General features: G+C 71.6%; 4 protein-coding genes and 1 pseudogene. 1 reads left to right on the top strand and 4 read right to left on the bottom strand.

Annotated elements, in window-relative coordinates; all coding sequences use genetic code 11:
* Positions 1–14: 14 nt before the first annotated feature.
* Together ACQEV8_RS38170 and ACQEV8_RS38165 are read right to left on the bottom strand one after the other, a co-directional pair.
* A complete protein-coding gene (locus tag ACQEV8_RS38170; protein WP_432970128.1) occupies positions 15–1,589 on the bottom strand; it encodes an amidohydrolase in 1,575 nt (524 codons plus the stop codon).
* Positions 1,590–1,597: 8 nt separating this feature from the next.
* Positions 1,598–1,810, bottom strand: a complete 213-nt coding sequence (locus ACQEV8_RS38165) for an MbtH family protein (RefSeq protein WP_432970125.1) — start codon at positions 1,808–1,810, stop codon at positions 1,598–1,600.
* Positions 1,811–1,904: 94 nt separating this feature from the next.
* On the opposite strand from ACQEV8_RS38165, the pseudogene ACQEV8_RS38160 reads away from it, so the two are divergent.
* A pseudogene (locus ACQEV8_RS38160) lies at positions 1,905–3,010 on the top strand (alpha/beta hydrolase-fold protein).
* Between the two features lie 58 nt (positions 3,011–3,068).
* Here ACQEV8_RS38160 and ACQEV8_RS38155 read toward each other — a convergent pair.
* Together ACQEV8_RS38155 and ACQEV8_RS38150 are read right to left on the bottom strand one after the other, a co-directional pair.
* Positions 3,069–4,769: an ABC transporter ATP-binding protein gene (locus ACQEV8_RS38155; protein ID WP_432970122.1), complete on the bottom strand. Its 1,701-nt coding sequence runs from the start codon at positions 4,767–4,769 to the stop codon at positions 3,069–3,071.
* On the bottom strand, positions 4,759–15,690 hold the full coding sequence (locus tag ACQEV8_RS38150) for an amino acid adenylation domain-containing protein (protein ID WP_432970119.1): 10,932 nt from the start codon (positions 15,688–15,690) through the stop codon (positions 4,759–4,761). Before ACQEV8_RS38150 ends, ACQEV8_RS38155 begins: the two co-directional genes overlap by 11 nt.
* Between the last annotated feature and the right edge of the window lie 55 nt (positions 15,691–15,745).

Genomic DNA, 15,745 nt, shown 5'->3' with positions numbered 1-15,745 from the left:
GGGCCGGGCCCGGATCAGACGCGCGGACGGCTCGGGCGGCCGTCGACGTACGTCTCGACCACCTCGATGTCGCCTATGCGGGAGGTGTCGACGCGCCGGGGGTCGTCGCCGAGGACGACCAGGTCGGCGCGTTTGCCGGGGGTGAGACTCCCCAGACTGTCCTCCCAGTGGCAGGCGTGGGCGCCGGCGACGGTGTACGCGTGCAGTGCCTCGTCGACGGTGACGGCCTCGTCCGGGCCGATGAGCTGTCCCGAGGCCGAGGCGCGCTCGACCATGAACTGGACGGCCCGCAGGGGCGATCCGTCGGCGACGGGCCGGTCCGAGCTGCCCACCAGCGGGATGCCGTGATCCAGGAACGCCCGGCCCCGGTACATCCACGGTGCCCGTTCCTCGCCCATGATCGACGCGTAGTCGTCGCCGAAGTACCGCAGGAAGTTGGGCTGGATCACCGCGCTGACGCCGAGTCGCGCGAAGCGCGGGAGCTGGTCGGGACGGATCAGACCGGCGTGTTCGATGCGGTGGCGGGCCTCGGGCCGGGGCCGCAGGCGCTGGGCGCGGTCAAAGGCGTCCAGGGCCAGATCGGCCGCGCGATCGCCGATCGCGTGCACGGCGAGCTGCCAGCCGGCGAGGTGGCCGTCCACGATGAGGTCCGCGAGCGTCTCCGGGTCGTCCTGCAACTGCCCCGTGTGGTCGAGCCCTTCGTACGGGCTGGTCAGCGCGGCCGTACGGGCCATCATGCCGCCGTCGGTGTAGATCTTCAGCGCGCCCACGGAGAGCCGGTCGTCGCCGAACCCGGTGCGCAGGCCGAGGTCGAGTGCCCTCGGGATGCCATCGGTCTCGTGTGCCAGGACCGGGCTCAGCCGGTCCCCCGACACCATCAGCTGCACACGCAGGGGCAGCAGGCCCTTGTCCCGGGCGAGCTGGTAGGCGCCGAGTTCGACGGGGCTGTGGCCGAAGAGCCTGCCGCCGATGCCCGCTTCGGCGCAGGCGGTGACGCCCTCGGCGACGCAGGTGCGGGCGGCGCGGCCGATCGCCTCGGCCAGGTCCTCCTGGGAGTGCGGCAGGCGCAGGGCACGGGCGGCGCCCATGGCCTGCTCGGCGAGGAAGCCGTTCTCGTGCGGGACGTCGGCGGGCAGCAGGTCCAGGACGGCCGTGTTGACGACGCAGCCGTGGCCGGAGTCGTGCAGCAGGAAGATCTTGCGTCCGTCGCTGACCTTGTCGAGATCGGCTGCGGTCAGATGGCGGCCCAGCGCCCGCTGGTCGTAGCCGGCGATGCTCACCCAGTCGCCGGGGGCGGGGGTGCGGGTGACGGCTTCCGCGACGACCTCGAGTACGTCGTCGATCCGGGTGCGGCCGGCGATGCTCGGGGTGTTCTCCTTGAACCCGGTCCAGGCGAGGTGCACATGGGCGTCGATGAACCCGGGGAGCACGGTGGCGCCCTGCAGGTCGATCACCTCGCGGGCGGGCAGGGAGGTCACGGCCTCGTCGAGGCCCGCGATCCGGCCCTGCCAGATGCCCACGTCATGGGCGACCGGATGGTCCGGGTCCATGGTGAGGAAACGGGCGTTGGTCAGCCTGGTGCACAGCATCGGTGAGGTCAGACGTCCATCGTCGCGGCGAGGGACCTCGGGCGCAGGTCCGTCCAGTGGGTCTCGACGTACTCCAGGCACGCTTCTCGGGTGTTCTCCTCGAAGGCGGTCGTCCAGCCCCCGGGTACCTCGGCGAACGACGGCCAGAGTGAGTGCTGGCCCTCGTCATTCACCAGGACCAGGAAACGGCCCTCGTTGTCGTCGAAGGGGTTGGTGCTCATGTTCGAAGCCTCCTTGGAGGGCCAAGATTAGGTTAGGCTCGCCTAATTGATTGGAGCTTAGCCTTTGTCCCTTCCCTCTCACAAGGAGACGTTCATGCGCCTGGTCGCGGCCGACATGGAGGACGCCGGCGCCTTCGCCGGGTTCGGGCTGCCCGGCGCGCCCGGCACCGACGAGTTCTGGGCCGCCGCGGGAGCGCCCGCCTCGAGACCCGCCGACGACGGCGGTTGGGTGACCCTGTTCCTGTGGCGCGGGTCGGAGGCGCGGGTCGGTTTCGAGAGCTGGTCCGATCCGGTCGCCTTGCGCCGCTGGGCCGACTCGGACTGCTGGTACGCCGAGGTGCGGATGCCCGAACGCCTGCGGGTGACCTACCAGTTCCTGGTGGACGACGTGGCGTACGCCGATCCGTTCAACCCCGCCGGGGCGGGGGGTGACCGGTCCATCGCGGCGACGCCGGACGCGCCGGAGCAGCCGCACTGGCCGGCTGTGGGTGCCGACGAGGTCCTGCCCCTGCCGCGTACGCGGATCCGCTGGGCCAGTGAACGGCTCGGGGGCGGCGTACGGTGCGGGTCCATCCGGTGGGGGGCGGTGGGCCCGTGGTGCTGCTGCTCGACGGGGACGACTGGCTGTATCTGCACCCGGCCATGACCGCGTTCGACTCGGCCGTGGCCGCGGGTGAGATGCCGCCGGTCACGCTGGCCTTTCTGCCCGCCAAGGACCGGGCCGAGGAGTTCACGTGCCGGTCCGAGCTGTGGGAGGCGGTGCGGGACGAACTGCTGCCGCTGGTGGCGGAGTCGGGAGTGCGTGCCGATCTCGATCGGCTGGTGGTCGCCGGGCAGAGTCTTGGTGGGCTGAGCGCGGTGTACGCGGCGCTGGAGTTTCCCGAGTTGGTGTCGCGGGTTGCCTGTCAGTCGGGGTCGTTCTGGTGGAGGCCGGGTGCCCTGCGGGCGGCTGATCCGTTGGGGGGTCCGGTCGGGGGTGTGATCGCTGAGCGGTTGCGGGAACGGCCTGACCTGTCGGGGCTGCGGGTCGCGTTCGAGGTCGGGGAGCATGAGGCGCGGATGCTGCCGCACTGCGAGGTGGTCGAGGCCTTGGTTGAACAGGGCGGGGCGAGTGTGCGAGTTTCTCGGGCGGCGTCCGGGCATGACCGGGCGGGGTGGCGGCATGCGTTGGTCAGGGACGTGGGCTGGGCACTGAAGTAGTCTTCCGCGGGCCGGTGGGGGCTGGTCGCACAGTTCCCCGCGCCCCTGACGGGGCGCGTTACCGCGCCACCGCCAGGCAGTACGCCTCGTCGTTGGCCAGAAGGTTTCGGTGGGTGTCGTCCGCCGCGATGACGCCGTCGGCCAGGACCAGGACCCGGTCGGCGGCGTCCAGGAACGCCGGGCTGCTGGTGATGACGATGGTCGTGCGGCCTCGGCGTAGTTTCGCCACGTTACGGGCGACCAGTTGTTCGGTGACCGCGTCGACCGCCGTCGTCGGGTCGTGCAGGACGAGGATTTCGGTGTCGGCCGCCAGTGCCCGGGCCAGGGAGAGGCGTTGGCGCTGGCCTCCGGAGAGGTTCGCGCCGCGGTCGCGGACGCCGTGGTCGAGGCCTTCGCGGTGCAGGGCGACGACGTCGGTCAGCATGGACGCCTCGACGGCCTCGGGGACCGAACGGCTGGTGCCCGAGGGGTCGATGTTGGTGCGCAGGGTGCCCGCGAAGATCTCCCCGTCGTACGGGTTCACGAGGATGTGCTCGCGGACCGCCTCGACCGACAGGTCCGCCAGTTCCTGCCCGCCGATCCGTACGAGTCCTTCGTACGTGTCGGGCGGGACGTTCACGGCCAGGACGGCCGCCAGGTCCGCCGCGGCGCGCGGCTGGTAGGCGGTGATGGCGACGAACTCGCCGGCCGCCACCTGGAACCTCACCTTGTTCAGGGCGCCGCGGCGGACGCAGTCGATCTCCAGGTCCGCGCCCGGAGCCGGTCGCCCGGACCCCGGCGCCGTGACCGGCGGCGCCGACAGCACCAGCGCCATCCGCTCGGCCGACGCTCGCGCCATCATCACGTACTTGGGCATCTCCGAGAACAGCCGGAGCGGCTCCATGATGAACTGCGCCAGGCCCACGGCCATGACGAGTTCGCCGATGGTGATCCGGCCGTCGAACGCCAGCCAGCCCGCCGTCAGGGTCACGGCACCGGCCAGGACCGCGTTGAGGGCCAGCGCGGTGCCCGCGTACACGCCGTTCACCTTGGCGACGACGATCGACTGGTGCCTCGCCTCGGTGCTGACCTTCCGGTAGGAGCCGAAGGCCGCGTGGTTGCCGCCGAATCCGTGCAGCGGGCGCAGGCCGGTGATCAGGTCGGCGACCTTCGCACCGGCCCGCGCCACCCGGGCCTGCTGTTCCTGGGTGCTGCTGCCGATCCGCCGGGACATCACGCTCAGGGTCGACAGGATCGCGACGGTGCCCACGATCACCAGCAGGCCGAGCCGGATGTCGGCCATGCCCAGCGCGACGGCCGCGACGATCACCGCGACCAACGAGCTGATCAGCATCGGCACCACTTCGACGATGTCGGAGGTCTGGTCGGCGTCCTCGGTGGCGATGGTCAGGACCTCGCCGGACTTGAGGTCGACGTCCCTGGCCACCGGTTGCAGGCCGCAGGCCGCGACCTTCACCCGCCAGCGGTGTGCCTCGGTCGTGTTGGCCTTCTGCAGGATCCGCATGCCGAACCGCCACGACAGCGACACGGTCGTGATGATCACGGCCAGCGCGGCGATCGACAGGGCGAGCGCGCCGAGGCTCCGGTCGCCCCGCATCGTGTGCTCGACGATCATGCCGAGCGCGATCGGGAAGGCCGTCTCGCCGGCCTGGTAGAGGCCCATGAGGACGGTGCCGCCGGCCATGGCGCCGACGTTGCGGCGCAGGGCCGTGCGGAGGATGGCGGCCCCGGGGCGGGGCCGCTGCGTGTCAGTTGTCATCGAGGTGGCGGGCAATCGCTTCGGGGGTTCGCAGGGTGAACAGGTCTCGGATGGTGATCACGGGGCCGAACTCGCGGCGGAGCAGCCCGATCAGGCGTACCGCCAGCATGGAGTGTCCCCCGAGGGACACGAAATCGCTCACGGCGCTCACCTCGTCGTCGTCCAGGTCCAGTGCCTCGGCGAAGTACTCGCAGACCACGGTCTCGGTCTCCGTCTGCGGGCCCCGCTCCCCCACCGTGGTCAGCGCGCCGAGCGGCTTGGCCTCGGGCAGCGCCTTGGTGTCAGCCTTCCCGTTCACCGTCAGCGGGATGCTGTCGACCTGGGCGTAGTGCGTCGGGCGCAGGAAGTCCGGCAGCCCGGCGCCCACGTCGGCGGCGACCGCCGCCAGATCGGATCCGTCCAGCACGAGGTAGGCGGCCAGCCGGTAGGCGCCGTCGACCTGCGGGTCGGGCTGGGCGACGGCGGCGACGAACCGGACCGCCGGGTGCGCGGCGAACACGGCCTCGACCTCGCCGAGTTCCACCCGGTGGCCCCGGATCTTGACCTGCTGGTCGGTGCGTCCCAGGTACATCAGATTGCCGTCGGGCCGGCGGACCACCAGGTCACCGGTGCGGTACATGCGCTCCCCGGGCTCGCCGAACGGGCAGGCGACGAAGCGGTGCGCGCTCTGGGCGGGCTGCCCGAGATAGCCGCGCGCGATGCCGATGCCGGACACGTACAGCTCGCCGGGAACGCCGTCGGGCAGCGGTCGCAGCCAGGGGTCGAGCACGTACACGTCGGTGTTGTCGATCGCGACGCCCACCACCGGGTCCTCGCACTCGAAGGTGCCGACGCCCAGGGTGTTGATGGTGTACTCGGTGGGTCCGTACAGGTTGTAGCCGACCGTTCCCTCGGTCTCCGCGAGCCGCTGCCACAGGGTCGGGGTGACGGCCTCGCCGCCCAGCAGCACCAGTGCGGGCCGGCGTTCCGGGTTGTCCAGCAGGCCCTCGGCCACCAGCTGCTGCGCGTAGGTCGGGGTCACGTTGATGACGTCGATCCCGTGCTCCAGGCAGTACTCCACCAGCGCGGGCGCGTCACGGCGCAGCTCCTCGTCGCAGATGTGCACCTCATGGCCGTCGGCGAGCCACAGCAGTTCCTCCCACGACATGTCGAAGGCGAACGACACGGTGTGGGCGATCCGGAAGGTCCGGTGGCCGTGCTCCGCCAGTACCGGCTCGAAGATCCGGCGCTGATGGTTGATCAGCATGTTGGTGAGCCCGGCGTACTCGGTCACCACGCCCTTGGGCCTTCCGGTCGACCCGGAGGTGTAGATCGTGTACGCGGGGTGCCGCAGCCGGTCCGGGTCGTCCGGCGCGAACGTCACGTACGGCTCGGCCTCGGGAAGAGGCCGGTCCAGTTCGATGAGGTCGCCGGTCAGCCGGGGCGAGACGGCACTCACGGTGAGGATCACGTCCGGCCGGGCGTCGTCGACGATCGCGGCGATCCGCTCGTCCGGGTGGTCCAGTTCCAGCGGCACGTACGCGGCGCCGACCCGCAGCACGGCGAACAGCGCCGCGATCCAGTCGAGGGAGCGCGGGATCGCGAGCCCCACGGTCGTCTCGGGCCCGATGCCGCGACCCGCGAGCACACCCGCCACCGCCCGGCTGCGGTCCCGGAGCTCGGCGAACGTCATCGTCGCGCCGTGGGCGACGAGCGCCACCCGCTGCGGGTCACGGTCCGCCGCCTGGTCGAAACGGTCGACGACGGTGTCGGTTCCGACATCCGTACGCTCGTCCCGCGCGGGCTGCGGACCGAGCCCCCTCAGCGCGCCCACCGGGCCGGTCGACCGGGCCAGGTCTTCGAGCACGCTCAGGTAGTCGTCGAGCAGGCCGCGGGCACCCGCGGTGTCGCCGTCGCGGTACTCCAGTTTGACCGTGAGCCGGTCGCCGGGGGTGACGACCCAGGTGAACGGGTAGTGCGTGGAGTCGTCGGCCTTCACCGCGGTGATGCCGTGCCGGGCGTTCATCTCGGCGAACGCGTCCATGTCCAGGAAGTTCTGCAGCACGAACAGGTTGTCGAACAGGGCGTCGTGCCCGCTGGCCCGCTGGATCTCGCCGAGCCCCAGGTGCTCGTGCTCCATCGCCTCGACGCGTGCCGTCTGTACGGCCGACAGGTACTCCCGGACCGACTGCGCCGGCCGGGCCCTGGTCCATGTGGGCACGGTGTTGAGCAGCACGCCGACGATGTCGTCCAGGCCCTCGCCGTCACGGCCGGAGACGGTCACGCCGAACACGGCGTCGCTGCGGCCGGTGTGCGCGCCGAGCAGCAGGCCGAACGCGCCGGTCAGTACCGAGTTCAGCGTGACACCGTGTACCCGGGCCGCATCCCGCAGCGTCTCCGACTGCTCGGCGGACAGCGTGTGCACGAGCGCGCGCGGCAGGTCGTCCGAGAGGGCCGGCGCCGGTCCGGCGAGCAGCGTGGGGCCGGGAAGCGCCGCCAGGTGCTCCGCCCAGAAGCGTTCCGATACGGCCGGGTCCTTGGCGTCGAGCGCCCGGGCGTACTCCTCGAAGCTCGGCCTGGCCGGCGTCGGGTCGAGCGGCTCGCCCGCGAGGACGGCACGGTAGGCGTCGAACAGGTCCCGCAGGACGATCTCGCGGGACCAGCCGTCCCACAGCAGCAGGTGGTAGCTGAGCAGCAGGCCGTCGCGGTCGCCGGGCAGCCGCACCACGGTCAGCCGGATCAGCGGCGGCTCGCCCGGGTCGAACCCGGTGTCACGGTCCCGGGCGCGCAGGGCGTCGACCTCCGCGTCCGTCGACAGCGCGACCGTACGGACGTCGACCCGCCGGCCGGCCTTGAGTACCTGGACGGGATTTCCGTCGTCGTCCGTGCTGAAGCCGGCACCCACGACCGGATGCCGAGCGATCACGTGTGCCATCGCCGCGGCCAGCGCGTCGGTGTCCAGGCGCCGGTCGAAGGTGAACCAGCTCTGCGCGACGTAGTGTCCGGCCGTTCCCGCCAGCTGGGCCTGGAAGAACAGGCCACGCTGGAGCGGGGTGACCGGTGCGGTGCGCTCGGCCGTCGTGGCTGCGTCGGCGATGTGCTCCAGCGCTCCGCGCCAGTGCTCGGTGATCGCGTCGGGTATGCCCTCGGCGAGGGTGAACTCGGCGAGCAGGCTGCCGGTCGCCTCGTCGGTCCAGGCGTTGACCTCCACGGCGTACGGGCTGCCCTGGTCACCGGCGGTGAGGTGCGGCGCCTGGGACTCGCTGCCCCGGCCGAGGTAGTTGAACAGCACCTGCGGGCGGGCGGTGAGCAGCGGGGCCGTCTGCGGATCGAGGTACCTGAGCTGCCCGTAGGCGACGTGGGCGCGCTCGTCCGGCTGGCGTTCGGCGACCTCTCGGGCCGCGGCGACCGGGTCGGTGTGCGCGGTGAGCCGCACGGGTGCGATGGAGGTGAACCAGCCGACGGTACGGGTGTAGTCGTGCTGTTCGAGGACCGGGACCCGGCCGTGCCGCTCCAGTTCGACCGCGAGATCGGTGGGCGACGGCTGGACGCGGGTCAGCGCGGTGCGCAGCGCCCCGCACAGCAGCTCGGTGAGTCCGACGCCGAGTGCGGCGGGTGCGGTGCGGGTGAGGCGGTCGCTCACGTCGGGGGCGAGCACGACGGTGGTCTCGCGCAGTCCGCCCACCGTGGGCAGCAGTTCGGGCGCCTGGAGCGTGGTGGTCCAGTGGCCCAGGTCGTCGAGTGCGTGGGTGGAGTGGAGCGTCAGTGCGTCGGCGTACTCGGCGTACGACGTGGTCGGCGGGGCCAGGGGCTCGTCGCGGAGGGCTGTGGTCAGGTCGTCCAGCAGGATCAGCCAGGACACCGCGTCGACGGCGAGGTGGTGCACCGTGACCACGAGGGTGCGGGTGGCTTCCAGCCAGGCGAAGGCAATGACGTTGCCGGACTCGGGGTCGAGCTGTGCGGCGGCGGTGTTCGCCACGGCCGTGGCGTCGGTGGTGTCCGGGCGTACGACGGTGACTTCGTGGGCCGGTTCGGTGCGCAGGGCCCATACGCCGTGCGTGGTACGGAGGCGCAGTCGCAGGGTTGGGTGTGCTGCGACGACCGCGTTCGCGGCGCGCTGGGCGTCCGTGAAGGTGGTGCCTTCCGGGGCTTCGAGTGTCCTGGCCTGGGCGAATCGGGTGAGGGAGCCGCCCAGTTCGCGTTGGCGCAGGATGATCGGGGTCGGGGTGAGGGGGCCGTCCTCGCGGCGGGCGGGTGCGGGGGCGGCTGTGTGCGGTGTGTTCGTCGCCAGGTTGTCGGCCAGTGCGCGGGGGGTCTTGAGGAGGAAGACGTCCCGGGGTGAGATCTGCAGGCCGAGGGTTCGGGCGCGGTTCACGACCGTGATGGCGACGATGCTGTCGCCTCCGGCGTGGAAGAAGTCGGTGTCGGGGTCGACGGCTGTGCCGGGCAGCGTCTGAGTGAAGATTTCGACGAGTGCGGCAATAGCCGAGTTCTTGTCTGCGGGCGCGTGGGGGCTGGTCGCGCCCCGCGGCGGAGCCGCATACGGATACAGCCCCGCGCCCCTTTGAGCGCGTTCGAGCAAGGCCTTCCGGTCCAGCTTGCCGTTCACCGTCAGCGGTAGGGCGTCGGTCGTGAGGACCTGGCTCGGGACCATGTGCACGGGCAGCTTCGTGGACAGCAACTCGGCGAAGTCGTCCGGCACCTGGCCCACCACATGCGCGACCAGGTGATCGCCGGTGTCCGCCACCGTGACGGCCACGTCCACCACACCGTCGAGTTCCCGTACGGCGGACTCCACCTCGCCCAGCTCGATGCGGAAGCCCTTCAGCTGTACCTGGTCGTCGGCACGGCCGGTGAACCGCAGCTCGCCGTCGAGGGTGCGGATGGCCAGGTCGCCCGTGTGGTACATGCGGGAGCCGTCGTCCGCGAACGGGTTCGCCACGAAGCGGCCGGCGGTGAGTCCGGGCCTGCCGAGGTAGCCGAGCGACACCTGGTCGCCTGCGACGTAGATGGCGCCGACCTTGCCGGGCGGGACCGGGCGGAGCCGGTCGTCCAGCAGGTAGGTGACCAGGCCGGGGATCGGGCCGCCGATCGGGCTGACGTCGTCACCCGGCCCGAAGTCCTCGTCGGTGAGCACCCGGTGGGTGACGTGGACGGTCGTCTCGGTGATGCCGTACATGTTGACCAGCTCGGGCCCGCCCGTGCCGTGCCGTTCGACCCAGCCTCGCAGCCGCCCGAGGTCCAGGGCCTCGCCGCCGAAGATGATCCGGCGCAGTGCGGGGAGGGGTTCGCCGGCGAGCCGGTCGGCCTCGATGAACTGGTAGAACGCCGACGGGGTCTGGTTGAGCACGGTCACCCCGCGCTCGCGGACGAGGCGGTGGAAGTCGACCGGGGAGCGCGTCAGGCCGTACTCGGGCACCAGCAGCTCACCCCCGTGCGCCAGCGCGCCCCACAGCTCCCAGACCGCGAAGTCGAAGGAGAAGGAGTGGAACTGGACCCACACGTCCTGCGGGCCGAAGTCCATGTCGGGCTGGGTGTTGGCGAGCAGCGTCACCACGCTGGAGTGCGGGACCGCGACGCCCTTGGGCCTGCCGGTCGATCCGGAGGTGTAGATCACGTAGGCGGGGTTGTGCCAGCTCACCTCGGGCTCGGTGGCGGCGTCCCCGACCGGCAGCTCGTCGCCCTGGACGAGCACCCGGGCCGGTACGTCCGCCCTGGCCAGCAACTCCGTGAAACGGTCGCGCTGCTCGCGGTCCACCAGGACGACCTGGGGGGCCGCGTCGGCGAGGATGTACTCCAGCCGGTCGTCCGGGTACGCCAGGTCGAGCGGGACGTAGGCGCCGCCGGCACTGACGATCGCGACCAGGGCCACGACCTGTTCCAGGGAGCGTGGGACGGCGACTGCGACCCGCTTGCCCGGACCGACGCCGGCCGCGCGCAGGGCGGAGGCCAGGTCGTTCTTGGTGTCGGCCAGTGCGCCGTAGGTCAGGGAGCGGATGCCGCCGTCGAGGCCGCACTGGGTGACGGCGGTGGCGGCGGGGTCGCGGCGCGCGGCGGTGTCGAACAGGTCGCCCAGCGTCGTCGGGGTGATCGGTGCGGGACGGCGCTCACTCCCGGGTGCCAGGTCTGTGACCAGGGCGTCCGGACGGGTGAGCAGGCCCGTGAGGATGTGGGTGAACGTGTGCAGGATCGACTGTGCGGTGGTCTCCCGCAGCAGTTCGCCGTCGTAGATCAGGTTGAAGCGCGGCCGTCCGTCGAGGGCACGCTCGACCACCAGCGTGAGCGGGTAGTGCGGGGCGCCTTCATTGACGAGGCCGGAGACGACCAGTGTGTCGCCGGGTCGTCGCAGGGCGGAGACATCTGTCGCCACGTCGAAGACCACGAGGGTGTCGAACAGGGAACCGGCGCCGGCCTGGCGGCCGATCCTCGCCAGGGAGACGTGCTGGTGCGGCAGGACCGCGCTCTGGTGCTCCCGTACCGAGGCGAGCAGGTCGCCGGAGGTGGTGTCGTCGGCCCAACGGGCGCGTACGGGGATGGTGTTGATGAAGAGGCCCACCATGTCCCCGATACCGGGCACCTCGGCGTCGCGGCCGGAGACGGTGGAGCCGAACACCACGTCGCCGCCGCGCAGGATGCCGCCCAGGGTCACGGCCCAGGCGCTGTGCACGGTCACGCTCAGCGGCACGCCGGCTTCGCGGACGGCGGCGTCGAGGTCGCCCTCGGGCTCCACGGCGATGTCGGCGAAGCGGTCGGAGGGGGTGTGGTCCTCGGCGACCAGTGAGGGGCCGGGCAGGTCGGAGAGTTCGGCGTGCCAGACGCGGTCGCTCTCGTCGTCGTCACGGCCGGCGAGCCAGTGCACGTAGTCGGTGAAGCCGCCGATCGGGTAGACGGTCCCCGGGGCGTGGTACTCGGCCAGCAGTGCGCGGAGCATCGGCGGCACGGACCAGCCGTCGGCGATGATGTGGTGCACCGTCTGGACCAGGACGTTCCGGCCGGATCCCGCGCGCACGAGTGTGTACCGCATCAGCGGGCCGGTGGCCAGGTCGAAGCCTTCGCGGCGGTCACGCTCGGCGAGGTCGCGTATCTCCTCGTCGGTGATGCCGGGGCGGTCGAGTGTGGTGAAGGGCGCCTCGACACCGCCCTCCAGCACGGAGACCACACGGCCGTCGGCGAGCGCCGTGAACCGTGCGGCCAGGTTCGGGAAGAGGGTGAGCAGGCGGGTGGCCGCCGTCGCGAGGCGGTCGGGGTCCACCTCGCCGTCCAGGGTGAGGAGTTGCTGCTCGACGTAGGCGCCCGCGGAGTCGTCGTCGAAGACGGAGTGGAAGTAGAGGCCCTCCTGGAGCGGGGTCAGCGGCAGGATGTCCCGCAGGGCCGGGCCGTCGAGGGTGTCGACGTCGGCCTGGGTGAGCGGCACCAGGGGGAAGTCGCTGGGCGAGTGGCCGCCCTGGTCGAGTGCGGCGAGGGAGGCCAGGGCCACGCGGAAGTAGTCGCCGATGGCGGTGATGTCCGCGTCGGTGAACATGCCGTCGGGCCAGGAGATGGTGGTGACCAGCTCGTAGTCGCCGGTGGAGGCTGCGGGTTCGGCGATCGCGTTGAACTCCAGGGCGCGCGGCAGGCGCATCCCCGGGTCACGCTTCTCGCCCAACTGGCCGGTGGTGCCCGCGAGCTGCCAGTCGCCGGGGGCGCCGGCGGCGAAGCGGCCCAGGTAGTTGAAGAGGATCTGAGGTGCGGGGGCGTCGAACTCGCTGCCGGCGAGGTAGCGCAGAGCACCGTAGGAGACGCCGTTGTCGGGGACCCGGGCGAGGTCTTCCTTGACCGACTTGAGGGCGGCGGCCAGATACGCGGGGGTGGTGAGGTCGGCCGCCGCGCCGGGGTCGACGGTCACCGGGAAGAGGGTGGTGAACCAGCCGACGGTCCGGGACAGTTCCGGTTCGAAGCCGGCGGAGCTCGCGACGAACTGTCCTTCGCGGCCGTGGCCTTCGAGTTCGATGTGCGCGAACGTCTGGTCCTGGCCGAGGTCGCGGCGCCAGCGGGCGAGGGCGACGGAGAGCGCGGTCAGCAGGACGTCGTTGACGCCCGCGTGGAACTTCGCGGGGATCTCGCCCAGCAGCGCGGCCGTGATCTCGGGACCGACCGAGACGGTCCGCAGCCGCTCGTGCGCGACGGTGTCGGCCTCGGACAGGGCCCGCCTGCCGATCAGCTGGTCCTCGCCCGGCAGGGGGCGCCGGTAGTAGGAGCTGTCCGCGTCGAACGCGGCGCGTTCCAGCAGCTGGGTCCAGCGCCGGAACGACGTGCCCACCGGGGGCAGTTCGATCGGCGTGCCCGAGGTGAACTGCCGCCATGCGGTGGCCAGGTCCTCCATCAGGAGCCGCCAGGACACGCCGTCGATCACCACGTGGTGGGCGACCAGGACCAGTTGCCGTTCCGCGCGGCGCCAGACGGCACGCAGCATCGTGCCGCCGTCCGGGTCCAGCCCCCCGGTGGCGAGCGCCACGCACTCCTCGACCGGCAGATCGCTCTCCTGCCAGGTCACGGACGCCCCGTCCGCCTCCGGGATGTCGAAACTCCAGGTGATGCCGCGCACCAGCTTGGCGCGCAGCATGTCGTGGTGCCGGACGAGGGCCGAGAGTGCCTCGTCGAGGGCGTCCGCGGTCAGGTCCGCCGGGGTGTTGAGCACGACGGACTGGACGAAGCCGTCGACGGCGTCCGTGGTCTCGCCGAGCCACTGCACGATGGGCGATCCGACGACGGTTCCGGTGGCGACGTCGGCGTGGTCCGCGGTGGAGACGTCCTCACGGCTCGCGACCGCCGCCAGGGCGCCCACGGTGCTGTGGATGAAGATCTGCCGTGCCGTGACGTGCAGGCCCTCGTCGCGCAGGGCGCTCAGCAGGGAGATCGCCAGGATGCTGTCGCCGCCGAGCTGGAAGAAGTCCTGGTCGACCCCGACCTCGTCGAGCCGCAGCACCTGCGCGACCGCGGCGCACACGGCGCGCTCGTCGTCGGTGGTGGGGCGGACGAGCGAGCCCGTGTCGATCGTGGGCTCGGGCAGGGCGTTGCGGTCGAGCTTGCCGTTGGCGGTGAGCGGGAACTCCTGCATCACGACGAGGTGGGTCGGCACCATGTACTCGACCATGTGCTCGCCGGCCCACGCCTTGACCTCGTCCGCCCGCAGGTCCTCGCTGCCGGCGGCCGGGATGACGTAGCCGACGAGGTAAGTGCCGCCCGCCGAGTTCTTCTTCGCGACGACGCAGGTGTGCCGGACCCGGGGGTGTTCGGCGAGGCCCGCCTCGACGTCCTCTATCTCCAGCCGCATGCCGCGGATCTTGATCTGGTTGTCGGCGCGGCCGAGGAAGTCCAGGGATCCGTCCGGGGCGAAGCGCGCGAGGTCGCCGGTCCGGTAGAGGCGGGAGCCGTCGGCGGCGAAGGGGTTGGCCACGAACCGGGAGGCGGTCAGGCCGGGGGCGCCCACGTAGCCGCGGCCCAGGAGGAAGCCGCCCACGTAGAGTTCGCCGCCGACGCCGACGGGGACCGGGCGCAGCTCCTCGTCCAGGACGTACAGCTGGGTGTTGGGGTTGGCCTTGCCGATGGACGTCGACAGGCGTTCGGCCGCGCCCCGGTAGATGACGTGCGAGACGCCGATGGTCGTCTCGGCGGGGCCGTAGCCGTGGTACATGGGGATGTCGAGCTTGGTGCGGAACCGCTCGTACAGCTCGGGGGTGAGTACCTCGCCGCCGCACCACACGTGCCGCAGGCTGTCAAGGCGGCCGGTGTCGCCGGCCATCTCCAGCAGCACGTCCAGCATGGACGACACCAGGTAGGTGAAGGTGACGCGCTGTTCGGCGATGACGCTCAGCAGGTGGTGCGGGTCGCGTTCGCCGCCGGTGCGAAGGACCACCAGCCTGCCGCCGGAGACCAGGGGCAGGAAGATCTCGTTGATGGATATGTCGAAGGACAGCGGAGCTTTGAAGAGCGACGCGTCGTCGTGGCCGAAGCCGAGGATCTCGTTGACCTGCCACAGCAGGCGTTCGCTGATCGCCTCGTGCCGGATCATCGCGCCCTTGGGCCGCCCGGTGGAACCGGACGTGAAGATGACATAGGCCAGGGCGTCGCCGTGGACGGTGACGCCGGTGCCCTCGGCGGGGTAGGAGGCGTATCCCCAGTCGCCGAGGTCGACGGCCACGGCCTCCGGTTCGGCCGGGTCGTGTTCGCCCGAGGCGTTGAGCTGCAGGACGACCCGGGCGTCCTCGATGACGACGGCCCGGCGCGCGCCGGGCCACTGCGGGTCGAGCGGCACGAACGCGTATCCGGCCTGGAGCGCGGCGAGCAGCCCGATCACCATGTCGGCGGAGCGGGACAGGGAGATGCCGACGACCTGTTCGTGGCCCAGTCCGCGCGCCATGAGGTGGCGGGCCAGCTGGCTGGAGAGCTCGGCCGCCTGGCGGTAGGTCAGCGACCGGTGCTCGTCGACGATGGCGACGGCGTCCGGTCTGGCCCGCGCCTGCTCCCGGAACATCTCGACCACGGTCGGGCGGACCCGGTCGGCCTCGTTGTCGTTCCACTCGGCCAGGGTGCGAAGCCGGGCGGCCACACTGGACGGGCCGATGGTGCCGAGGGGCCGGTCCGGGAAGTCCGCCAGGTCGTCCAGCGCGAGCTGCGCGTCGGCCGGCGTGACGTCTTCCGGGACGGTGATGCTCCGGCCGTCCGGGCTGACGTCCCAGCCGGCGGGTGCCGCCCCGCCGTTGTCGACCCAGCCGAGGACGTCGGCGAAGAGCGTGCCGGGGGTGAGGTCGATGCCGTCGGGGCTCTGTCCCGTCGCCCAGTACGACAGGCCGATGGCGCAGGCTTCGGCGATGGTCCTGTCCGGGTAGTCACCTGTGCGCCGGCGGACATCTGCCAGACGGGTGGGAGAAAGCAGTGCGAGACGAGCGCGCGGTTCCATCATCGAAGACTCAGCGTCCCTTCCAGAATATGGAGTTAGGCTAACCTAAATAAGGGTT

Origin of the sequence: Streptomyces sp. CA-179760 (assembly GCF_050937045.1) — a bacterium.
Taxonomy (GTDB): domain Bacteria; phylum Actinomycetota; class Actinomycetes; order Streptomycetales; family Streptomycetaceae; genus Streptomyces.
The sequence above is the reverse complement of the archived record's forward strand: the minus strand, read 5'-3'. Positions and strand labels throughout refer to the sequence as shown.